Here is a 22,353-nt window from a genome sequence, read left to right as displayed (position 1 = left end):
CCGACTTCAGACCCAGTCTGGCTTGGTTAGGGCTCCAGATCTTCCTATTCCCTGTTAGAGGCGAAGGTGATCGCGAGACGAGAAGCGGGAGCGACCGGGATGGAATAGGCGCGGCGTTCGTAGCTCTCGGTGGCACCAAGTGCTGCCTGCCTCATCCGACGCACCGATGCCGCGGCGTCGTCTTCTACTGACCAAACAGTCTCCGGGAATAAGCTTGCATGAGAATTGCGTTGGCGATTGGCCTCCTCGTCGCGATACACTCAACCGCTCTGGCTGCCGAGCCGACCAGATATGTGCCAACGGGTCCGCTCAGCGTCGCGAGCATGAAAGGCGTGTCGAACTTCTACGAGTGGACCCTCAGGTGGGTATCCTGGGATCGGCAAATGCGGCTGGGGCTGGATGGTCGTGAGGCAGAGGTCTGCGCCAACCAGCAATTCGCTCGATATGGTCAGGCAGATGCGGCTGAAGACTGGCCCTTCAACGTGGACTGGAAGAATCCAGAAGGCTGGACGGACCTGCCGCAATTCCACACCGAAATAGGCAAGCGTTCGAAGTACGATGAGCTTCAATTGAGGCTATGTCTCAAGGACGCCGTCGATCGGGCTGTCTTGGCGGCTTCGGTCAAATCCATGACCGAAGAAGAGAGGGAGGAGATCGTATCGGAAGATGTTGCTGCCGACGCCGATCGAATGGTTCAACTGTCCGAGGATCTCGGTTTGGGCAGAGAATTCGTTGCCTACTGCAGTACCAACCTTCTGAAGCTGCGGAACGAAGCTTCGGCTTCGGGGGTGCACTCGAAGATTCCGCTCGGGCAGTGGGCTTCCGATTTCAAAGATCCGGATGAGCTGCGTGTGTTTGTGAAGGAGATCAGAGACTATGGCTGGTCCTACTACCAACTCTGCATGAGAGACGCGGCGCGGCAGATGCAGGACTAGGGTAGCGCGGTCGCACGGGGAGCGGCTCGATGAGAGGATTTGGAATGACTTGTTCGCGCTGTGAGCATCTGGACGAGGTTGTGCACTTGAGGACGCCTGGCGAGTTGTTTCGCGCAATCGGAACGATACGACGGTCGTTGACTGATGGATACATCGAAGAGATCGATGCTGGCCCACTGAGCAGTGCGCTGGCATTCTCCGATCTATCCGAAGAGGGGCTGCTAGACGATATCGTGCACTATCGCTTCCGCTGCCCCGACTGCGGGCAAAACTTCGTGCTGAGCGCGGAAACTTATCACGGGCGTGGTGGGTCATGGAGCAGATCGGAGCCCCTCAAATCCGCTTGATCGGCGCCACACCAAAAGCGTGATTCAAAACAGTGCCGATGTCCGGCTCGCGATCTCTACCTCCTTTGGTTCTCCCCTCAGCCATCCTTGTCCGTCGGCGTCTCCAGTCCGGCGGCGATGGCGGCGGCGCGAAGGGCTTCGTTCATGCGGTCCTGCCAGCCGGGGCCGTCGGCCTGGAAATGCTCCAGCACGTCGCTGTCGATCCGCAGCGAGACCGGTTCGCGCACACGCGGCAGCGCGCTCGGCCTGATCTCCGGCGCCGCTGGCTTCTTCTTGGAAAACATCGCCTCCGCGGCGGCGAAGGGATCCTGGGGGCGGCGGGGCCTGTCTGACGGCATGGGTGTTCCTCGGCTTATTCGGCCTGCTGGCCGGTTGCAGGCGCGAGGCCCGCGTTCGGCGGATGAAGCTCATCAATGCGCAAGTCAGCCCGGCGATACAAGGCGTGGCGTCGATCCGGCCGTCACCGATCGCCACCAATCAGCTCGAGCGTCGGCCCCCTATGGCTCTACTATCCCTGCGCGTTGCGCCGCCCAACGGCCGGGCGGCGATCTCCATCGCTTCCACCGGTTCGAGACCATCCGCCGTCCTCAGCCTTCCGTGTTGAGCGAGAGGACGTCGACATAGAGAGGGCCGAAGACCGTGCCGGCCTCGGCGTCGCCGGTTTCTTTCTCCACCAGAGCGCGGACGCTGGTGACGAGGTGGTCGCGCATCGCCGCCGCCGCCCCGTTCGGGTTCTGCCTGGCGATTTCCTCGTAGATCCGCTCGTGGTCGCGATAGATCGAATCCATCTCGCGCGTGAAGCCGCCAGACGTGCCGCCGGCGATCATCTGCTGGTCGAAGAGATTGTCGAGGATCCCGGCCAGACGCCGGCTGCCGGAGATCAGCGCGATGCTGCGATGGAAGCGGGCGTCCGGCTCCAGATGGGCGCGCACATTGGTCGAGGTCGACTTGTAGGCCTCCTGCACCTCGTCGAGCGATTGGCGCAGCTTGCGCAGTTCCGGCGGAGTGATGCGCATCGCGGCTCGGTAGGCGGCCGGCACCTCGAGCAGCACGCGCAGGCTGAAGATCTCCTCCAGGTCATGCACGGTCGTTTCGAGGATGCGGGCGCCGCGATTGCGCTCGAAGCTGATCATGCCGAGCTCCTCGAGCTTCAGCATCGCCTCGCGCACCGGGGTGCGGGAGACGTTGAGCTTCTCGGCGATCTCCTGGACCGAATGCAGGCTGCCGGGTGCGAACTCGCCGACGACAATCGCATTGCGGACGATCTCGAAGACCCGTGTCGCCAGGCTCTTCTGATGCAGGTCTGTGCTTTTCATCAAGGTTCGCTTCTCGGTGAGCCGGCGGTCGATTTTCGCGACACGATACCGGTAGGTCGCATGGATCACACCCATGCAGCGCAAGATTGTGTCCGGAAACCCGACGTTTTCGCGCCGTCGCCCCCGTGGATCAACTCGAATGACCAGGATTTCAGCGGTCGCTCAACATGGCGTCGCGGGCCGCCGCGATTCTGTGCATTCGAGTCGTTGACTTGCATGTGTAGTGTGACATGCTACTCCCATCATACACGTACGGAGCCATGATGAAAATCGCGGTTGCACAAGTCGGATCGATCAAGGGCGCGGCGGCGGAAAACGCCGAGGCGGTCGTCCGCTGGATCGAGCAGGCGGCGGGCGAGGGCATCGTCCTCACGGTCTTTCCCGAATGCTGCCTCACGGGCTACGTCTACAATGACCGCGCCGAACTCGAGGCGGCGGCGATCGCGGCGGACGGTCCCGAGATCGAGCGGATCCGCGCCGCCTGCGCCGAGGCTTCGATGCATGCGGTGGTCGGCCTGTTCGAGGCGGATGGCGGGCGCGTCTACAACACCGCGCTGCTGATCGGGCCGGACGGCGTTATCGGCCGCCATCGCAAGCGTCACCTGCCGTTCCTCGGCGGCGACCGCTTCGTCGACCAGCCGGAAGGGATCGAGCCGGCGGTGTTCGATTCCCCTGTCGGTAAGGTCGGCCTGGCGATCTGCTACGAGATCCGCTTCCCGGAGGTCGTGCGCACGCTGGTGCTGAGCGGCGCCGAGATCGTGGTGCTGCCGACCAACTGGCCGGTCGCCTCGCGCATTCTCGCCGATCTGTTCACGCCGGTCCGGGCCGCCGAGAACTTCGTCTATTTCCTGGCCGCCAACCGCAATGACAACGAAGACGGCACCGCCTTCCTCGGATCGAGCCAGATCGTCGATCCGATCGGCAAGGTTATTGCTCATGCCGGGACGGAGACCGGCCTGTTTTCGGCCGATGTCGACCTGGAGCGGGCGCGGAACAAGACGATCATCTTCGAGTCGGGGGAATTCGAGATCGCGCCGTTCAAGGACCGGAAGCCCGAAACCTATCGACTCTGAGACCAATAAAAGACCAAGAGGGGATATCGTTATGTGTGTTGCTTGTTACGTGGATGCGGCGACGAAAGACAAGATCATCGCCTACAACGCCGAGTTCCATAAGGTAACGAAGAGTCCCTTCGGCAAGAACGACCAGATCGGCATGCTAAACCTGATCGACGGCGAGTCGCGCTCGGCGATCCTGAGCCGGGCCGACGCCAGCAAGGTCTTCGATCTCTCTGTCGATCATTTCATCGGCATGCCGGGCTGGTTCGGCGCCGGCGACCAGCCCTACCAGATCTGGATGACGCATACGCCGGCCGGCGAGATCGTCGACGACAGCATGAAGAAGGGTCTCGAGGCGAACCAGCTGGTTGCCTATTCCGGCGACGGCATCTCGATGTACACCCATTGCGGCACGCATATCGATACGCTGAACCACTTCGGCTACAACGGTAAGATCTTCAACGAATTCAGCGCCAAGGACCATCTCGGCAGCCGCAACTGGAATGTCGCGGGCCCGGAACTGCATCCGCCGATCTTTGCACGCGGCGTGCTGCTCGATGTCGCGGCGCTGCATGGCGTCGATGTCCTGCCGCCGAGCCACGCGATTGGCGAGGCCGATCTGAAGGGCTGCCTGGCGCACCAGAACATCAAGCTGAACCTTGGCGACGTCGTGCTGATCCGCACCGGCCAGATGCGGCTCTGGCCGGACATGGCCTTCGTCTCCAACACGCCGGGCATCAACCGCGAGGGCGCGGAATTCCTGGCGAAGAACGGCGCCATCATGGTCGGCGCCGACAATCTGACCGTCGAGCAGACGCCGACGCCCGATCCGCTCAACTTCTTCCCGGTCCACACCTACCTGCTGGCCGAGGCGGGCGTGCCACTGCTCGAGATGGTCAATCTCGAGGAGATGTCGCAGGAGCGCTGCTACGAGTTTGCCTTCTTCGGCGCCTGCATCAAGCTGCGCGGCGCGACGGGCGCGCCGATGCGCCCGGTGGCGATGCCGCTGTCGCACTGAACGATCGCGGCCCGCGCCCTTGGGCGCGGCCGCCTCCGAACCAACACCGCATCCAGAACCGGCAGCGGCCCGCAAGGCCGCCGCCGCGAAGGGAAACTGCGTCCGCAGAGACGTGGCCTTCGCAAGGACGTCGAATGCAGGGAACACAGGCCATGTCACCATTGCTGCAGTTGCACGCCGTCGAAAAGGGCTTCGGCGGATCCCCCGTGCTGAAGGGCATCAACCTGGCGCTCCGCGGCGACAGCTACATCTCGCTGCTGGGGCCGAGCGGTTCCGGCAAGACGACGCTCCTGCGCGTCATCGCCGGCTTCGACGAGCCGGATCGCGGCGACGTCATCCTCGATGGCAAGCGTATCGACGACGTGCCAACCTACCAGCGCAACATCGGCTTCGTGTTCCAGAACTTCGCGCTGTTTCCGCATCTGAGCGTGGCGCGCAATATCGGCTTCGGGCTGGAAAACCGCGCCATCGGCGCGATGCCGGCGGCCGAGCGGCGCGACCGGGTCGCCGCCATGATCGAGCTGGTCGGCCTCACGGGCCTCGAGGAGCGCGGCATCGCGCAGATCTCGGGCGGCCAGCGCCAGCGCGTCGCCCTGGCGCGGACGCTGGTCACCGAGCCGAAGCTGGTGCTGCTCGACGAGCCGCTCGGCGCGCTCGACGCCAACCTCCGCACCCGCATGCGCGACGAGCTGCGCGCCATCCGCGAGCGGCTCGGCGTCACCTTCCTGCATGTGACCGGCAGCGAGACCGAGGCGCTCGCCATGGGCGATACGGTCATCGTGCTCGCCAACGGGCGCATCGCCCAGGCCGACGCGCCCGACACGGTCTACAGTCAGCCCGCCAGCGCCGAGATCGCGCGCTTCCTCAATTGCTACAACATCTTTTCCGGCACGCGCGACGGCGGCGACTTCGTCGGCCCGGCCGGCCGCTTCGCCATTTCCGCCGCCTCCGTCCGCGCGGCGGAATCGGCGCCCGCCTATGCCATTCGCCAGGACAAGATCGCCGTGAGGCCGGACGGGGCAGGGGCGGGCGACGGCGAGGAGAGCGTCGGCGGCACCTTCATCGCTAGCGAATATTCGGGTGCCGCGGTGCTCTCCTTCTTCGCCCTCGACGACGGCCGCGTGATCGAGGTCGAGGACCATCTCAGCCTTCGCGAGGCGCCGGCCTATGCCGAGAAGCAGCGCTACCGCCTGACCTGGCAGACGCGCGACGCGCTGGTGTTCGCGTGAGCGCGCCGTTGGACAAGGGACCGCCTTCCATGACGATGACCAACACCGCCGCTGCCGCTGAACTCCCGGCCGCCAAATCCACCGCCCGCCGGAAGAGCAACCGCACGGCCTACTGGCTGATCGCGCCCGGCGCGCTCTGGATGCTGCTCTTCCTCGTGCTGCCGATCGCGATGATCCTCTACGTCTCGTTCTGGACGCAGACGACCTTCGCCATCCAGCCCATCCTGACGACGAAAAGCTGGACGACCTTCTTCTCCAGCGACACCTATCTCTCGGCGCTCTGGACGACGGTCCGGATCTGGCTGACCGTGCTGTTCGCGACCATCCTGGTCGGCTATCCGGCGGGGCTTTTCGTCGGTCTTTTCGTCAAGAACAAGACGCTGCAGACGGTGCTGCTGACGCTCTGCGTCATCCCGTTCTGGACCTCGTTCCTGATCCGCGTGCTGGCCTGGCGGCCGATGCTCGGCAAGGAAGGCGCGATCAACATCGTGCTGCAGTGGCTGGGCATCACCAGCGCGCCGATCGATGCGCTGCTGTTCTCGGAGCTCTCGGTCGTCATCGGCATGACGCAGATCTACTGCGTGTTCATGGTCGGCCCGATCGCCTTCATGCTCGGCCGCATCGATCCCAACATCATCGAGGCGGCGCGCGATCTCGGCGCCGGCTTCGGCCGCATCTTCCGCACGATCATCCTGCCGCTGTCGCTGCCCGGCGTCGTCGTCGGCTCGATCTTCGTCTCGGTCATGGTGCTGGGCGAATTCGCAACCTCTGCCGCTCTTTCGGGCCGCAAGGTCAACCTGCTCGGCAACATCATCGTGACCCAGGTCGGCTCGCTGAAATGGGCCTTCGCCTCCGTCATCGGCGTGGTGCTCACCCTCATTATCGGCGTCGTCGTGGCGGGTCTGCTGCGCGTCGTGAACCTGCGCAAGGAGCTCTGAGCGATCATGCAGTCGACATTCGTGAAGCCCGCGCTCGGCGTCTACACCGTCCTGTTCCTGACCTTCCTCTATGCGCCGATGGTGGTGCTGGCCATCATCTCGTTCCAGACGGGACCGGAAGGCGGGCCGCAGTTTCCCATCGTCGAGTGGTCGACCTACTGGTATCGCCACCTGCTCGGCCTGGTGCCGCCGAGCCGCATCGCGCCGCTGCCGGTCGGCTCCGGCCTGCTGCGCTCGCTGGTCCTCGCCTTCATGACCATGGTCGTCTCGACCACGCTCGGCGTCATGTCGGCCCAGGCCTTCCGCAGCCGCTTCAAGGGCTCGGGCGTCGTCTTCTACCTGATCGTGCTCGGCATGATGGTGCCCGGCCTGCTCGTCGGCCTCGGCATGTCGCTGGTCTCGAACGTGCTCGGCATCGACCGCCACTGGTGGGGCACGGCCTTCGTGCTGCACGTCGTCTACACCTATCCCTTCGCCTTCCTGGTGATGCTGGCGATCTTCAACCGCTTCGACCAGAGCGTCGAGGAGGCGTCGTGGTCGCTCGGCGTGTCGCCGGTGCGGACCTTCCGCAAGGTGACGTTCCCGCTGATCTTCCCGGGCGTGCTGTCGGCGATGATGTTCGCCTTCACGCTCAGCTATGACGAGTTCTCGCGCACGCTGTTCGCCTCCGGCCGCGACCTGACGCTGCCGCTCGCGATCTACGGCACGTTCTCCGTCGAGATCCATCCCAACATCTTCGCCTTCGGCGTGCTGACGACCCTGTTCTCCTTCGCGCTGCTCAGCGTCTACGGGGTGCTGATGGGGCTGTCCGTGCGGCGCGCCAAGCAGGTTGCGATCCAGGAGGAGGCGGCCTGACCGCCTCCATACGAACCAGCGAGGAGGCGGCCTGATCCGCCTCCGTCTTCCCAGTGTTCCGGCTCCGCCGCCTGACGGACGCCGGTCAGAACAAAAGCAGCAGGCATAACCAGACCGAGGTGAAGCATGAACAAACAGATGGAGATGACGCGTCGCTTCCTGCTCAAGGGTGCGGGCGCGGGCGCAATGGCGGTTGCGGCGGGCAGCGTGCCGTTCGCCTCGGCCTCGCGGGCCTTCGCGGCGGAGAGCGCGCTGGCGAACGAAAGCCTGCGCACGATCGGCCTGTCGGTCACGGTGCAGGAACGCATCCTGGCCGATTTCAAGACGGCGTCCGGCGTCGGCTCGGTTTCGGGCACGGCTTCGACCCATCCCGACGCGCAGACCAAGATCCTTTCCGGATCGGCCGACTATGATTGCTGGGAAACCAATGTCGAGCGGCTTCCCGCCGTCGTCATGACCAACAATGTCGAGGCCGTGCCGGTCAGCTCGCTGAAGAACTGGGCCAATATCCGCGACACCTTCACCAAGCCGGACGCCAAGTGGGCGCCGAACGCGCAGATCACCGGCCAGATCTGGGCCGATGAAGGCCAGACCAAGCTCTGGCTGGTGCCCGCCGTCTACAACTACGACTCGGTCGGCTACAATCCCGAGGTCGTTTCCGATGAGGAAGCCAACAGCTGGACGGCGCTGTTCGACCCGAAGTGGAAGGGCAAGTCCGGCCTCAACACCGATCCGCTGACCGCGTTCGGCCAGGTCTTCATGGCGATGAACACGCTCGGCCTCTCCGACGTGAAGAACCCGGCGAACCCCTCGCAGGCCGAAATCGACGAGGCGATCAAGTTCCTGATCGCCAAGAAGAAGGACGGCCAGTTCCGCGCGCTCTGGGGCGATTTCGGCGAGCTCGTCAACCTGCTGGCTTCCGGCGAAATGGTCGTCTGCGACGCCTGGCAGCCGGCGGTCATGGCCGTCAAGGCGCAGGGCAAGGCCTGCCGCTACGCCGTGCCGAAGGAAGGCTATCGCGGCTGGGCCATCGGCCCGGCCATGCTCGCCTCCTCGCCGAACAAGGAAGCCGTCGCCGCCTATGCCGATTACTGGCTGTCGGGTCCTCCGGGCATCGCCGTTTCGGAGCAGGGCTACTACTCGCCCTCGACCAATCTGAAGCAGTTCATGTCGCCGGAGAAGTATGCCTTCTGGTACGAGGGCAAGCCCTGGGTCGGCGCGCCCGAGCGCGGCATCAAGGAAGGCGACCTGCGCGACGGCGGTTCGCTGGAGCAGCGCGCGGCCAATGTCGCCTACTGGCACCAGTGGCCGGAAGAATATGACCACATCGTCCAGAAGTGGGACGAATTCCTCAGCGCCTGACGCGGCTTCGACCAACTGGAGCGGCGTTGTTCAACGCCGCTCCTCCAACCGAATGCGCGACGTCCTCCGCGCACCAGGAGCATCCCGTGGCCTACGATCTCGAACTCATCAATCTCGGCAAGACCTATGACGATGGCACCACCGCCGTCGCCAATTTCGACCTGTCGGTGACCAAGGGCGAGTTCATCGCCTTTCTCGGGCCGTCCGGCTGCGGCAAGACGACGACGCTCAGGATGATCGCGGGCTTCGAGTCCATCACGTCGGGCGACATCCGCATTCGCGGCCAGCGCGTCAACGACCTGCCGCCGGAGCGGCGCCCGACCTCGACGATCTTCCAGAGCTACGCGCTGTTCCCGCACATGACCGTCCGCCGCAACATCGGCTACGGGCTCGAGGTGAAGGGCATGGCGAAGGCCGAGCGCGACGCCAAGGTCGAGCGCATGATCGCCAATCTCGGGCTCGAGGACATCGCCGACCGTCGCCCCGACAAGCTTTCCGGAGGCCAGCGCCAGCGCATCGCGCTCGCCCGCGGCCTCGTCGTCGAGCCCGATATCCTGCTGCTCGACGAACCGCTCGGCGCGCTCGATGCCAATCTGCGCAAGTCGATCCAGAACGAGCTGAAGCTGCTGCAGCGCGAGCTCGGCGTCACCTTCGTCTTCGTCACCCACGCCCAGTCCGAGGCGCTGTCGCTCTCCGACCGCATCGTTGTGATGAATCGCGGCCGCGTCGAGCAGATCAGCCGCCCGCACGAGCTCTACACCCGCCCGAACACCGCCTTCGTGGCGCAGTTCATCGGCCGCAACACCATCTTCGAAGGCGTCATCGGCCAGGTCGAGGGCGAGCATGTCGCCGTCGATACGCCGATCGGCCGGCTGGTCGGCGTCGCCAATGGCGCGGTCGCCGGCGGCTCCAGCGCCAAGGTCGTCATTCCGGCCGAGGCGATCGACCTCAAGGTGCCGGTCTCGGGCGAAGCGCCGCCGCGCAACGCTATCGCGGCAAAAATCACCCGCAGCCACCGGGTCGGCAATGTCCGTCGTCTCGCCGTGGTGCTGCCGGACGAGCGCACCGTCGCGCTCGAGGCGCATGTCGACAAATATCCTGATGACACGTTCGCCGACGGTCGCGACCTCGTTTTGACCTGGCTGCCCGACCGGGCCACCGTGATCGCGGCCTGAGCCGACGGCAGGGAAAGGCAAGACCATGACCGATACGGTTCTCGTCACCGGCGCGGCCGGGCTGGTGGGGCGCGCGCTGCTGCGCCAGCTGACCGCCGCCGGCCGACCCGTGCTCGCCATCGACCGCGTCTCGACCCGAATTTCCGGTGTCGACGTTGTTGCGATCGACCTGACCGAGACGCACGCGCTGCATGCGTTGGCGGGCAGGCAGAAGCTTGCCGGCATCCTGCATTGCGGCGCGATCTCCGGCCCGATGGTCGGCAAGGAGAAGCCTTTCTCCATCGTCGAGACCAACATCGTCGGCACGGCCAACATGCTGGAGCTGGCGCGGATCCACGGTGTCCCGCGCTTCGTCTATTGCTCGTCGGCGAGCGTCTATGGCTCGACCGGCGGCGCGCCGATCAACGCCGCGACACCGCCGCAGCCCTCGACGGTCTATGGCGCCAGCAAGGTGGCGAGCGAGCAACTGGTCAACGCCTATGCGCGCGAGCATGGCGTTTCCGGCGTCAGCCTGCGGCTTTCGTGGATCTACGGGCCCGAGCGCAGCACGTCCTGCATCCTGCGCCGGATGATCGCGGCAGGCCTCGCCGGCGAGGCGCTCGACCTGCCGTTCGGTGCCGGCTTCCCGCGCCAGTACATCCATGTCGAGGATGCCGCCGCGGCGCTGGTTGCCGCCCTCGACGCGCCTGCGCTGCCGCGGACCTATTACGACGTGACGGGCGGCCGGATCGACACGCTCGACCGTGTCGCCGAGCTGGTGGCCGAACAGGTTCCGGGCGCGCGCATCACGCTTCGCGAGGGACCGGACCCGCTCGACGATCATCATGGACCGATCGATATCGAAGCCGCCCGCCGTGACCTAGGCTACCGGCCCGCGATCGATCTTCCCGAAGGCATCGCCCGCTTCGTCGAGGCGATGCGCGCGGCGGGGTGAACCTGTTCGTGACAAGGGCGCCTGGCTCCGAGCCAGGCGCCTGTTGCCTCAGCCCTGGATCTGCCGGTGCTCGATGCTGAAGGCGCCGGGCATGACGACGCGCATCAGCGCCTCGACGAAGAAGTAATCGCCGAACAGCACCGCCGACTGCACGCCGATCTGGTGCGGCATCGAATAGCAGGCCTTGGTCAAGAGGCCGCGATGGGCGGGCTCGCGGGCGATATAGTCGCGGCAGAGGCCGGTCAGCAGCCGGTCGGCCTGCTGCTGCCACTTGGCGCGCTTGGCCTCGTCGCGGTGCAGGCGGGCGAGATCGATCAGGCCGGCCGCCATGATCGCGCTGGCGGACGAATCCTTCGCGGCGTCGGGCGCGGTGTCGTTGAAATCCCAGGGCGGCACGATGTCGTCGCCCAACTGCTGCAGCCACTTGTCGGCGATGACGCCGCCGCGCGCGAGATACTGGCCATCGCCGGTGGCGCCCGCGGTCGCCGCCAGGCCGTAGACGGACCAGCCGGTGCCGCGCGACCAGGACGATTCATCGTGCTGGCCCTGATAGGTGTAGCCGCGCAGCCGCTCGCCGCTCGTCGTGTCGTATTCGACCGCGTGATAGAGCGTCAGGTCGGGGCGGGTGAAGGCGCGGTCGGTCATGCGGGCATGCGCCTCGGCCGCGAGCAGGAAGCTCGCATCGCCGCTCTCGGTCGCCGCCCAGTAGAGCAGGGGGATGTTCGCCATCGTGTCGATCGCCGAGCTGGCACGGCCGCGCGGGTCGCTCATCGGTCCCCAGGACGAGATGTAGGCGCCCTTTCGCGTCACGACGAGGCGGTCGCGCAGGCGGGCGGCGGCGCGCAGCGCGATGTCGCGATAGCGGCGCTCGCCGGTGATGCGGTAGAACGGCATCGCCGAGCTCAGGAAGATGAAGCCGATGTCGTGCGTGTTGCCGTCCTCGGCGCGCTGTTCGACCAGCAGCATCCGCTCGCGCGCCAGCGTCAGGAATCTCTCGTCGCGCGTGTGCAGGTAGGCGGCGAGCAGCAGGCCGACCCAGAAGCCGCAGAACCAGTTGCCATGGCTCCAGTTGGCGCCGGTATAGCCGGCGGAGACCGAGGCCGGCATGGTCTGCCAGGCGCCGTCCGGGGCGGTGACATAGGGAAACGCGACGCCGATCGTCCGCTCGTCCTCGATGAGCTTGGCGGCGAGAAGGTCGAGAGCCTCGTGGTAGGGCGCAGTCGACATCGGGCAGGGTCCTCCGGTTATGTCGCGGTGTCCAAGCCGGCGCGGAAGTGCCGGGCTTGCCTCCTCAGGGCCGCTTTGTCATCCTGTATCAGAAAACGTTTTCAGAATTGAAGCGCGTTTTTTCATCTTGCTCGATTTGGAGTTTTCATCTTGCAGATACCGGCCCCCTTGATCGCAATCGCGCGCCCGTCCGAGCATGTGCTGCAAGTCAGCCTGAACCGGCCGGCCCAGCGCAACGCGCTGAGCAACGCCCTGCTGCAGGAACTCGCCGACGCGCTGACGGCGGCGTCGCTCGACGACACGGTGCGCTGCGTCGTGCTGGCCGGCGGTCCCTCCCTGTTTTCGGCCGGCGCCGACATCAAGGAAATGCAGCGCGACGGGTTCGCGGCGATCGACAATCCCTCGCGCATCGCCGCCTGGCGGGTGGTCGAAGGGTTCCGCAAGCCGATCGTCGTGGCGATCGAGGGGATCGCCTATGGCGGCGGGCATGAACTGGCGATGCTGGGCGATATCGCCATCGCTGGCGCCAGCGCCCGCTTTGCCCAGCCCGAGATCAATATCGGCATCCTGCCCGGCGACGGCGCGACGCAGAGGTTGGCGAGAACGGTCGGCAAGTCCTTGACGATGTGGATGGTTCTGACCGGCGAACCGATCTCGGCCGAGGCGGCGCTGCAGGCGGGGCTGATCGCCGAGATCTGCCCGGACGGCGAGGCGGTGGCGCGCGCGCTCGCCGTGGCCGAAACGATCGCGGCCAAGGCGCCGATGGCGGCGCGCCTCGCCAAGGAGGCGGTGCTGGCCGCCTATGAGACGCCGCTTGCCATGGGCCTCGCGGTCGAGCGCGGCGCCATCCGGCATGCCTTCACCACCGAGGACCAGCGCGAGGGCATGCGGGCCTTCGTCGAGAAGCGCCCCGCGCGGTTCACGGGGCGCTAGCGGCCGCTATTCCGCGGTTTTGCCGAGTTTTGGGCGGCGGATCGCGCCCGGCAGCGGTCCGGCGGAACCGCGGATGATGAGCCGGTGCGGCAGGGTGGTGATCACGGGAATGCGCACGCCGGCCGCCGCATTGACGAGGTGATCGGCGGCGGCGCGGCCGATCTCGCTGGCCGGGACGCTGATCGTCGTCAGCGGCGGGTCGAACTGGCTCGCCAGCTCGATGTCGTCGAAGCCGGTGATCGAGATGTGCTGCGGCACCTTGAGGCCGAGCGATCGCGCCTCGGCCAGCGCGCCGATCGCCAGCGTATCGGTCGTGCACATCACCGCCGTGATCTCGGGATTCGCCTGGATCAGCTGCCGGAGGCCCTGCCGGCCGTGCTGCAGGGTCTGGCTGATGCTGATCACATGCGAATGGGGCAGGGGCACGTCGGCCTCGGCCAGCGCCGCGCGAATGCCGAGATAGCGCGACATCGAGCGGTCATTCGATTCCGGCAGGTTGGCGATGATGCCGAAATGTCGGTGACCGAACTCCAGCAGATAGCGCGCCATCGATGCCGCCGCCCCTTCATTGTCGATGCCGATCGCCTGCACCGCATCGCGCGCCGTGGCGACGTAGGTGGTGAGGTAGGGGACGCCGTGCTGGCGAATTAGCTGATGGGTTTCAGGGAGTTGCGCGTCGCCGACCAAAGCGAGGCCGTCGACGCCATGCTCCAGCAGGCTCGCGACTTCCTGCAGTTCGCGGCGCGCTTCATATTGCGAATTGGCGATCAGCAGCGTGTAGCCATGCTCGCTCAGCCGGTTCTGCATTGCCTCGACGCCTTCGGCGAAGATGCTGATGCCGAGCGTGGGCACGACGACGCCGAGGGTGCGGGTGCGGCGCGACTTCAGTGCTCGGCCGGCGCTGTCGCGGGTATAGGCGAGCGCCGTCACCGCGCGCCCGACACGCTCGCGCAGTTCGGGGCTGACGATCTCCGGGTGGTTGAGGACGCGCGACACCGTTGCCGGCGAAACGCCGGCCTTCCGGGCGACGTCGCCGAGTTTCACCTTGCTGTCCGATCGTGTTGTCGTCGGCGCGCTGCTCTTATTCTTGGTCATGGACGTTGAACACGGCTTTGGGCAGCCGAACGACCGCCACGGAGCGAATGGCGGCACTATCGTCGAATTGGGTGTCCGGGTCCATCACCGCAACCGAACGCAGCCCGCTTCGCAATTGTCCAAAAAAGGCGCTTGACCTGCTGAAACTCGCGCGCCAATCTGAAAACGATTTCAGAAGGCGGCGAGACGCGCATTCCGGCTCGTCGGCGCGCTGCGATCCAGTCGTTTCCGCGACGCCCTGGCGCGTGGATTGCGGCTGCCTGGGAGCGAGTGTTCCGCGTGATCGGGGAGATCGGCGGAGAAGGACGGCCGGGGTGCCGGCGTCCGATGTCCCCGGCGGCAAGGCGGTTGAGGAGCCGTCCGTCGTCCGGGGTTCGACCAACAGGAATGAAGGCAGGGTGTCCGGCGGCTGCGCTGTCCGGCAAAGGGCCGTGCTGTGTCCGCAGCGCGGCGAGAAGGCGCAAGGGCGCCGATTTTACTGCGGAGGGAACGCATGAGAATTCTAAGCCGATCGGTGGCCAGGGTGCTGCTGCTGGCGTCGTCGCTGACCGCGCTGTCGGCGGTTGGCGCGCGCGCCGAGACGACGCTCAATCTCTGCTACATGAACCATCCGGTGATCGCGGCGAACGTCACGATCCTGGAGAAATGGGCCAAGGAGCAGGGCGTCACGCTCAACAAGACGCCGGTTTCCTATTCGGTCTACCTGCCGAAGATCACGCAGATGCTGAGCGCCGGCGCGACCGACCAGTGCGACATCATCTGGAACAATGACGACTGGGGCCAGGACCTCGAGGGCTATCTCGCCTCCGTCGAGGACGTGACCGAGGTCCGCAACGTCGCCGAGGGCCAGCTCGAGCCGTTCCACAACAAGGAAGGCCAGACGACGGCGGTGCCGATCGTCACCACGGCCGGCATCTTCTTCTACCGCACCGACCTCGTGCCCGAGGACCAGGTGCCGAAGACCTGGGACGAGCTGGTCGCCGTCAGCAAGAAGCTGCAGGAAGAAGACAAGGTCCGCTGGGGCTATGTCGGCGGCATGTCCTACACCAACACGTTCTTCAGCTTCTGGTGGACGCTCTGGAACAACAATTGCGACATCTACGAGCCGCTCTACGAGCGCGACAACGTCAAGATGGGCGAGGCGGGCTGGAAGCCGATGACGGCGTCGGCCTGCCAGAAGGAAACCGCTGAATTCTGGTGGGATGCACTGCATGCCAACAAGATCAGCCCGCCCGGCATGACCACCTATTCGCGCGATGAGGCCAACGCCATCTTCCAGGCGGGCGACGCGGCCTTCACGGTCGCCGACACCACCTTCCTCGGCAACTTCAACAATCCCGACAAGTCGAAGATCGCCGGCAAGGTCGGCATCGCCAGCTTCCCGCAGGGCCCCAACAGCAGCGGCCACCGCAACTGGATCGACATCTGGGGCTGGTCGATCCCCAAGGTGATCGATGCCGAGAAGCAGGCGGCGGCCAAGAAGCTGCTCGGCGCCATGATGACCGACGTCGATGGCCAGATCGAGCAGTGGAACCTGACCGGCGGCCCGCCGCCGAACACCAAGGTCTGGAAGGTGCTCGACGAGAAGGATCCGAACTGGGTCAAGATGAGCAAGATCCTGTTCGACTCCGCCCATGTCCACGACGCCTATTACTTCCGCAACTGGGCGGCGACCCACAAGGTCTATTCGGACGTCATGATCAAGGCGATGAAGGGTAGCCGCGAGGATATCCAGGCAACGCTGGAAGCCGGCGTCCAGCCGATCCACGACGGCGCACCGAAGTAAGCCGATGAAACGGGTCGCGGCGAAAACGTCACGCCTCGGCGAGAGGGAGCGATTCATGCTCCTTCTCGTCGCCCCCGCAGCGCTGGTGCTCGTCTGTTTCCAGATCATCCCGATCTTCATCGGCATGAATGCGAGCTTCCGCGACTGGTCCCTGGTGAACCCCGCCAAGACCTGGATTGGCCTCAAGCACTACAAGGACGTCCTCAGCGATCCGGTCTTCCTGCATACCGTACTGCCGAACACCTTCCTGCTGATGGTGTCCTCGGTGGTGCTGTCGCTGGCGTCCGGCCTCGGCCTGGCGCTGCTCCTGAACAAGCCGTTCCTCGGCCGGCCCGTCGTCCGCACCGTGATCCTCCTGCCGTTGACGGTGGCGCCGGTGATCACGGCGACGATGATCCGCTGGTCGTTCAACGACCAGTTCGGCGTCATCACCACGCTGCTGAACGTGCTGGGCTTTCCGGAAGTCGGCTGGCTCTCGGACAAGTGGCCGAGCTTCTCGCTCATCATCCTGACCGATGTCTGGATCTGGGCGCCCTGGTTCACGATCATCATCCTCGCCGCGCTGCAGGGGCTGCCCAAGGAGCCGTTCGAGGCGGCGCAGATCGATGCGTCGGGTCCCTGGAAGACCTTCACGCACATCACGCTGCCGATGCTGAAGCCGGTGATCATCGTCTGCGTGCTGATCCGCTCGATCGACGCCTTCCGCACCTTCGACCAGGTCTGGATCCTGACCGGCGGCGGACCGGCGCGCGAAACCGAGGTGTTCAGCGTCTACGCCTATGTCGAGGCCTTCGTGCATCTCGACTACGGCAAGGGTGCCGCGGCCGCAGGCCTGGGCGCGCTGATCATGCTCGTCGTCGGCATCGGCCTCTACAAGCTCGTCAACCGCCTGATGGAGGTTTCCCGATGACCGTCGAAACCTTCTCGACTCCGATCGTTGCGCCGGGTCCGACCCTGTTCGAGCGCTTCGCGCCCGGCGCCTGGCGGGTCTTCCTGGTCCTGATCGTCGTCGCCGTGCTGCTGATCTTCATCGGCCCGGTGGCGATCCTGATGGTGACCTCGATCCGACCGCCATCCGGCATCTACTACATCTGGCGCGGCAGCGAATTCACGCTGCAGAACTATGTCGAGGTGCTGCAGCAGCCGCAGATCCTGCATGCGATGTTCAACAGCTTCGTCATGGCGACGCTGGCGACCGTCGTCTCGCTCGGCGTCACGGTGGGCAGCGGCTACATGCTGTCGCGCTTCACCGGCCGCATCCAGAAGACGTGGTTCGCGACGATCTACGTGTTCCGCACGGTGCCCTACATCTCCTTCGTGCTGCCGCTCTATCTCGTCACCACGAACCTCAGGATCTACGACACCTATCTCGGCCTGCTGCTGCCGCACATCGCCGTGCATGTCTGCTTCTTCTCGTGGCTGATGAAGGGATTCTTCGACAGCATCAATCCGTCGATGGAGCATGCGGCGCTGATCGATGGCTGCACCCGCTGGGGCGCGTTCCGCCGGGTGGCGCTGCCGTCGGCCATGCCGGGCATCGCGGCGCTGTCGATCCTGTCCTGGCTGTGGACCTGGAACGAGTTCCTGTTCGCGCTGATCCTGACCGGCCAGCGCACGCCGATGATCACCTCGACCATGGCCCAGTTCGTCACCGAGACCGGGACGGAATGGAACCTGATGAGCGCGACCGCCGTGCTGGCGATGCTGCCGGCGCTGCTGGTGACGATCTTCGGTCAGAAATACGTCATTCGCGGCCTGCGGATGTAATTCCCTCAGCTTTCTGGAGGCCGCTATGGCTGAAGTTATCCTGAAGAATGTCGGCAAGGCCTATGGCAGCCATCCGGTTGTCCATGACGTCAACCTGACGATCGCCGACAACGAGTTCGTCGTGCTCGTCGGCCCGTCCGGCTGCGGCAAGTCGACGACGCTGCGCATGGTGGCGGGGCTCGAATCCATCTCGTCCGGCACGATCCAGATCGGCAGCAAGGTCGTCAACGACCTGCCGCCGAAGGATCGCGACATCGCGATGGTGTTCCAGAACTACGCGCTCTACCAGCACATGACCGTCTACGACAATCTCGCCTTCGGCCTGCGCAACCGCCGGGTCGACGAGCCGACGATCAAGAAGGAGGTCGAGCACGCGACCAACATACTCGGCCTCGCGCCGCTGCTTTCCCGCAAGCCGTTCCAGCTTTCGGGCGGCCAGCAGCAGCGCGTGGCGCTCGGCCGCTGTATCGTGCGCCATCCGCAGGTGTTCCTGTTCGACGAGCCGCTGTCCAACCTCGATGCCAAGCTCAGGGCGCAGATGCGGATCGAGCTGAAGGCGCTGCGCGAGCGCGTCGCCACCACCTCCGTCTACGTCACCCACGACCAGGTCGAGGCGATGACGCTGGGCGACCGCGTCGTCGTCATGAAGGATGGATACATCCAGCAGGTCGGCACGCCACTCGACATCTACAACCGGCCGAAGAACCGCTTCGTCGCCAGCTTCATGGGCTCGCCGGCGATGAACTTCATCCATGTCGACCTCGTCGACGAGGGCGGCCGGACGCGCGCCGTCGCCAAGGATCTCTCGATCGCCGTGCCGGAGCGCCAGGTCGCGAGCCTTTCGGGGCAGGGCAGTCGTTCGGTCATCCTCGGCATCCGGCCCGAGCATATCCATCTCGGCACGCCGGCGGAGGATCTCGGCACCAGCTTCAATGGTCGGCTGACCGTCACCGAGCAGCTGGGATCGGAACTCGTGGTAGGCACCAAAGTGGCGGACACGCTGATCATGGCGTCGCGCATCGCGCCGGAGACGGAACTGCGTGTGCACGAGCAGGCGCCGTTCTGGGTCGATCCGAAGGCGATGCACTTCTTCGACGCCAAGACCGAGGCCGCCATCCGCTGAACGAAGGCGGCTTCGGCCGGCTCGGGTGCAAGCCGCAGCCGTGGCCTGAAAATCTCGTCCGCCCGGCGCGCGCCAACGCTGCCGGGCGGATGACCTTTTGGGCGTGCCGGCGTCGTGATAGTCTCGCGCCGGCTGCAGTCGCAGCCTTCCTACGTGCATTCCAGGCGATGTTCCGGTCTCCGTCGCGGCCATGGTTCGATGGTGCGCCGTCGTGAGGCGATCCCGCGAAAGATGGACAGGGGGCTGCGATGGAGGATCTACGGGCGGAAATCCTGGTGGTGGGGGCGGGCCCCGTCGGGCTGACGCTCGCGGCGGAACTGGCGCGGCACGGCGTGCGCGCCCGCATCGTCGACAGGAGCAGCGCGCCCTTGCCGTATTGCCGGGCGATCGGCGTGACGCCGCGCTCGCTCGAAGTGTTCGAGGACATGGGGATCGCGCGCGATCTGATCGACGCCGGGCTCTGGCTGACCGGCCTGCGGCTCGCCATTGCCGGCAGCCCGACCCGCGACGTCCTGCACGATTTCTCCGATCTGCCCTATTCCTCGCTCGGCGTGCCGCAATATGCGACCGAGGCGGTGCTGACAGCCCATCTCGCCACCTTCGGCGTCGTGGTCGAGCATGGCACGGCGCTCACCAGCCTCGATTTCACCGGGAACGGCATCGAGGTCGGCCTCGACACGCCGCAGGGCGCGACGCGCGGGCGCTATCGCTATGTGATCGGCTGCGACGGCGCGCACAGCGCCGTGCGCAAAGCGCTTGGCATCGGCTTCGACGGTGACGCCTTCCCGATGGGGTTCATGCTCGGCGACGTTCATATCGACTGGGACCTGCCGCGCGGTCTCGCCATGCGGGCGATGCGCCTTGTCGAGAACGGCCCGCCCGATTTCTTCATCGCCATTCCGCTGCCCGGCAAGGGCCGCTACCGGGTCTCGATGATGGCGCCGGAAGCGGGGCCGGCCGATGCTGCCGACGGCGTCGAGCACGGCATCCAGACCGACCGGCCCGGCGCGACGCTCGCCGATCTGCAGGCGGTCGCCGACCGGCTGCTGCCGGAGCCGGCCGTCCTTTCCGACATGCGCTGGTCCTCGACCTTCCGCATCAGCATGCGGCTCGCCGATCGCTACCGCGTCGGCGACGCCTTCATCGCCGGCGACGCCGGCCATATCCATCCGCCGACCGGCGGTCAGGGCATGAACACCGGCATCCAGGACGCCTACAACCTCGCCTGGAAGCTGGCGCTGGTGGCGGAGGGCAAGGCCTCCGCCGGCCTGCTCGACAGCTACGAGGGCGAGCGGTTGCCGGTCGCCGCCGACGTCGTGGCGCGCACGACCGAGCAGAGCGTCAATTTCGGCCGCGACCGCGCCCCGCCCAACCGGCTGCAGGATACGCAGCTGCTGGTCGCCTATCGCGACGGGCCGCTCAGCGTCTCGGCGGGCGAGGGGCCTGTGCAGGCCGGCGACCGGGTTCCCGATGCGCAGGGCCTGCGCCGCGCCGGCTTCGGCTATCCGCTGCGGCTGTTCGACCTGCTGCGCGGGCCGCGCTTCGTGCTGCTGGTCGCGGCGGGCGAAGGCGACCTCGACAAGGCGGAAGCCGCGGCCGCCGCGTTCGAGGCCGCCTGGCCGGGTCTCGTTCGCGTCGTCGCCGTGACGGCTGCGCCGTCCGATGCGCAGCCCCTCGGCGTCGAATGGGTGCATGACGCAGATGGGACGTTCAGCGCCGCCTTCGGCCCGCAAACCGATGTCGCCTGGCTTGTGCGGCCGGACAAGTATGTCGGCTATCACGCGAGCGACTGGTCGGTCGCCGCCGTGCTCGACTATCTGCGCGAGACGATCGGCCTGACCTGATCAGCCCGCGGCGGCGCGCCAATCGCTGGGCGACTGGCCGACATATTTCTTGAAGGCGCGGCTGAAGGCGGCCTCGGAATCGTAGCCGATCTCCTGCGCCACCGCCGCGACCTTGACGCCGCCCTCGGCAAGCCGGCGGGCGGCGATCTGCATGCGCCACTGCGTCAGGTACTGGATTGGCGGGCAGCCCACCAGCTGCGTGAAGCGCTCGGCCAGGGCCGAGCGCGACGCGCCGGCGGCGGAGGCGAGATCCTCCAGCGTCCAGGCGCGCGCCGGTTCGCCGTGCAGCAGCGCCAGCGCCCGCCCGACCAGCGGATCGCGCAGGCCGGCGAGCCAGCCGGTGCGCTCGGTGCCGAGCTCGTCCATGTGCTGGCGCACGACCTCGAGGAACATCAGCTCGGAGAGCTTGTTCAGGATGCTCTGGCTGCCGGGGCGCCTGTTCTCCGCTTCGCTGGTGGCGAGGCGGATGAACTGGTCGAGCCGGCTCTCCGGCGTGCCGGCGGAACGGCCGAGCCGCATGAAGCGGGGCAGGGCGGCGAGCAGCGGATTGAACGGCCGCGCGTCGCAGCTGAAGAAGCCGCAGACGATATGCGTTTCGACCGGGCCGTCGCTGCCGGCCTTCAGGACGAAGGGCAGCATCGATTCATCCGGCGGGCGGCGGTGGAGGCTCCATTCCGGCTCGGCCCGCATGCCGGGGCGGCTCGACAGCGCGTGCGGGTCGCCCTGCGGCATCACGGCGATGTCGCCCTCGCGCAGCTCGACCGGCTCGAACGCGCCGCGATCGACGATCGAGATCCAGCACGAACCGCGCGTGACGACGTGGTATTCGATCGTGTGCTGGGCGCCCGGCATGACGAGACTGCCGAACCGCTCCGTCGGCGGCGCCTCGGCCACCCAGGGCGCGCGCGCCGAGACGTCGTAGAACACCGCGCCGGTGAGCCGGATGGCGGAAAGCACGTCCGAGAGGACGTCGATCTTGTCGTCGACATTCATGAGCGAAACCGAAAACGCCGCAGGCAGGCCAATATCGAGATGTGAGGCGGTCGCCGATCGCCGACCAAGCCGGTCGGAGGGCGCCGCACGGCGGCCCTGATGCCGTCCGGATGACGTTGGGTAAATCCGAGAATAGCAGGTCTGGACGCTCGGGCAAGAAATCCGGCGGCGCGATCAATCTGCCCCGACGGCAACAGCGCTATTCCATGCGCCGCCCCAGGGACATCGTGTCGGGCAGATCCGCGCGGAAGGCCTGAGCAGCCTCAGTCGGGTTGGCATGGTCCCGGGGAACACATCGGCGCCCTCACGACGCAGCCGATTTCGACGTGCCGCCGGGCGACCGGCGGCACGGCCGCGCTTCACCCGTCACGGCCGCCAGGCGGCCGATCGAACGCTCGACAAAGCACCTCGTGCGCAA

General features: G+C 66.2%; 20 protein-coding genes. 15 read left to right on the top strand and 5 right to left on the bottom strand.

Going from position 1 to position 22,353, the window contains the following annotated elements; all coding sequences use genetic code 11:
* The first annotated feature begins 230 nt into the window (after positions 1 to 230).
* Positions 231 to 935 carry a hypothetical protein gene (locus OSH07_RS07885; RefSeq protein ID WP_266338063.1) on the top strand — a complete coding sequence of 235 codons (705 nt, stop codon included), beginning with the start codon at positions 231 to 233 and terminating at the stop codon, positions 933 to 935.
* Positions 936 to 1,359: 424 nt separating this feature from the next.
* Here OSH07_RS07885 and OSH07_RS07880 read toward each other — a convergent pair whose 3' ends face one another.
* Positions 1,360 to 1,620 (bottom strand): BrnA antitoxin family protein, encoded by a 261-nt coding sequence (locus OSH07_RS07880; protein ID WP_266338062.1) that lies wholly within the window; start codon positions 1,618 to 1,620, stop codon positions 1,360 to 1,362.
* Positions 1,621 to 1,869: 249 nt separating this feature from the next.
* Positions 1,870 to 2,598 (bottom strand): GntR family transcriptional regulator, encoded by a 729-nt coding sequence (locus tag OSH07_RS07875; RefSeq protein WP_266338061.1) that lies wholly within the window; start codon positions 2,596 to 2,598, stop codon positions 1,870 to 1,872.
* A 263-nt stretch (positions 2,599 to 2,861) separates the two neighbouring features.
* On the opposite strand from OSH07_RS07875, the gene OSH07_RS07870 reads away from it, so the two are divergent.
* The 8 genes from OSH07_RS07870 (at position 2,862) to OSH07_RS07835 (ending at position 11,167) form a co-directional block, all read left to right on the top strand.
* Positions 2,862 to 3,671 carry a carbon-nitrogen hydrolase family protein gene (locus OSH07_RS07870; protein WP_266338060.1) on the top strand — a complete coding sequence of 270 codons (810 nt, stop codon included), beginning with the start codon at positions 2,862 to 2,864 and terminating at the stop codon, positions 3,669 to 3,671.
* 31 nt (positions 3,672 to 3,702) lie between these two features.
* Positions 3,703 to 4,674: a cyclase family protein gene (locus tag OSH07_RS07865; protein ID WP_266338059.1), complete on the top strand. Its 972-nt coding sequence runs from the start codon at positions 3,703 to 3,705 to the stop codon at positions 4,672 to 4,674.
* A 152-nt stretch (positions 4,675 to 4,826) separates the two neighbouring features.
* Positions 4,827 to 5,903, top strand: coding sequence for an ABC transporter ATP-binding protein (locus OSH07_RS07860; RefSeq protein WP_266338058.1), 1,077 nt, complete (start codon positions 4,827 to 4,829; stop codon positions 5,901 to 5,903).
* Between the two features lie 29 nt (positions 5,904 to 5,932).
* The gene (locus tag OSH07_RS07855) at positions 5,933 to 6,841 is read left to right on the top strand and encodes an ABC transporter permease (protein ID WP_266338057.1); all 909 of its coding nucleotides are present in this window, start codon (positions 5,933 to 5,935) and stop codon (positions 6,839 to 6,841) included.
* A gap of 6 nt (positions 6,842 to 6,847) precedes the next feature.
* Positions 6,848 to 7,696: an ABC transporter permease gene (locus OSH07_RS07850; protein WP_266338056.1), complete on the top strand. Its 849-nt coding sequence runs from the start codon at positions 6,848 to 6,850 to the stop codon at positions 7,694 to 7,696.
* A 126-nt stretch (positions 7,697 to 7,822) separates the two neighbouring features.
* A complete protein-coding gene (locus OSH07_RS07845; protein WP_266338055.1) occupies positions 7,823 to 9,058 on the top strand; it encodes an ABC transporter substrate-binding protein in 1,236 nt (411 codons plus the stop codon).
* An 86-nt stretch (positions 9,059 to 9,144) separates the two neighbouring features.
* Entirely contained in the window at positions 9,145 to 10,233 is a 1,089-nt protein-coding gene (locus tag OSH07_RS07840; protein ID WP_266338054.1) for an ABC transporter ATP-binding protein, read from the top strand.
* A gap of 25 nt (positions 10,234 to 10,258) precedes the next feature.
* Positions 10,259 to 11,167, top strand: a complete 909-nt coding sequence (locus OSH07_RS07835; protein ID WP_266338053.1) for an NAD-dependent epimerase/dehydratase family protein — start codon at positions 10,259 to 10,261, stop codon at positions 11,165 to 11,167.
* 48 nt (positions 11,168 to 11,215) lie between these two features.
* Here the strand turns inward: OSH07_RS07835 and OSH07_RS07830 are convergent, their stop codons facing one another.
* Entirely contained in the window at positions 11,216 to 12,394 is a 1,179-nt protein-coding gene (locus tag OSH07_RS07830; RefSeq protein ID WP_266338052.1) for a glycoside hydrolase family 88 protein, read from the bottom strand.
* A gap of 168 nt (positions 12,395 to 12,562) precedes the next feature.
* On the opposite strand from OSH07_RS07830, the gene OSH07_RS07825 reads away from it, so the two are divergent.
* Positions 12,563 to 13,327, top strand: coding sequence for an enoyl-CoA hydratase-related protein (locus tag OSH07_RS07825; RefSeq protein ID WP_266338051.1), 765 nt, complete (start codon positions 12,563 to 12,565; stop codon positions 13,325 to 13,327).
* A 6-nt stretch (positions 13,328 to 13,333) separates the two neighbouring features.
* On the opposite strand, the gene OSH07_RS07820 is transcribed toward OSH07_RS07825, so the two are convergent.
* Complete coding sequence (locus tag OSH07_RS07820; protein ID WP_266338050.1) at positions 13,334 to 14,422, bottom strand: LacI family DNA-binding transcriptional regulator; 1,089 nt, start codon at positions 14,420 to 14,422, stop codon at positions 13,334 to 13,336.
* 493 nt (positions 14,423 to 14,915) lie between these two features.
* Between OSH07_RS07820 and OSH07_RS07815 the strand changes: the two genes are divergently transcribed.
* The 5 genes from OSH07_RS07815 to OSH07_RS07795 all read left to right on the top strand — a co-directional run bounded on the left by OSH07_RS07815 (position 14,916) and on the right by OSH07_RS07795 (position 20,942).
* Positions 14,916 to 16,208, top strand: coding sequence for an ABC transporter substrate-binding protein (locus OSH07_RS07815; RefSeq protein WP_266338049.1), 1,293 nt, complete (start codon positions 14,916 to 14,918; stop codon positions 16,206 to 16,208).
* A 55-nt stretch (positions 16,209 to 16,263) separates the two neighbouring features.
* On the top strand, positions 16,264 to 17,118 hold the full coding sequence (locus OSH07_RS07810; protein WP_266338048.1) for a carbohydrate ABC transporter permease: 855 nt from the start codon (positions 16,264 to 16,266) through the stop codon (positions 17,116 to 17,118).
* Positions 17,115 to 17,975: a carbohydrate ABC transporter permease gene (locus OSH07_RS07805; protein WP_266338047.1), complete on the top strand. Its 861-nt coding sequence runs from the start codon at positions 17,115 to 17,117 to the stop codon at positions 17,973 to 17,975. The genes OSH07_RS07810 and OSH07_RS07805 overlap by 4 nt, the downstream gene beginning before the upstream one ends.
* Before the next feature lie 25 nt (positions 17,976 to 18,000).
* Complete coding sequence (locus tag OSH07_RS07800) at positions 18,001 to 19,098, top strand: ABC transporter ATP-binding protein (protein ID WP_266338046.1); 1,098 nt, start codon at positions 18,001 to 18,003, stop codon at positions 19,096 to 19,098.
* 248 nt (positions 19,099 to 19,346) lie between these two features.
* Positions 19,347 to 20,942: an FAD-dependent monooxygenase gene (locus OSH07_RS07795; protein WP_266338045.1), complete on the top strand. Its 1,596-nt coding sequence runs from the start codon at positions 19,347 to 19,349 to the stop codon at positions 20,940 to 20,942.
* Here OSH07_RS07795 and OSH07_RS07790 read toward each other — a convergent pair whose 3' ends face one another.
* On the bottom strand, positions 20,943 to 21,935 hold the full coding sequence (locus OSH07_RS07790) for an AraC family transcriptional regulator (protein ID WP_266338044.1): 993 nt from the start codon (positions 21,933 to 21,935) through the stop codon (positions 20,943 to 20,945). It lies immediately after the preceding gene.
* Positions 21,936 to 22,353 lie beyond the last annotated feature (418 nt).

Origin of the sequence: Kaistia nematophila, assembly GCF_026343855.1 — a bacterium.
Taxonomy (GTDB): domain Bacteria; phylum Pseudomonadota; class Alphaproteobacteria; order Rhizobiales; family Kaistiaceae; genus Kaistia; species Kaistia nematophila.
This window is presented reverse-complemented; position numbering and strand designations above follow the sequence as displayed.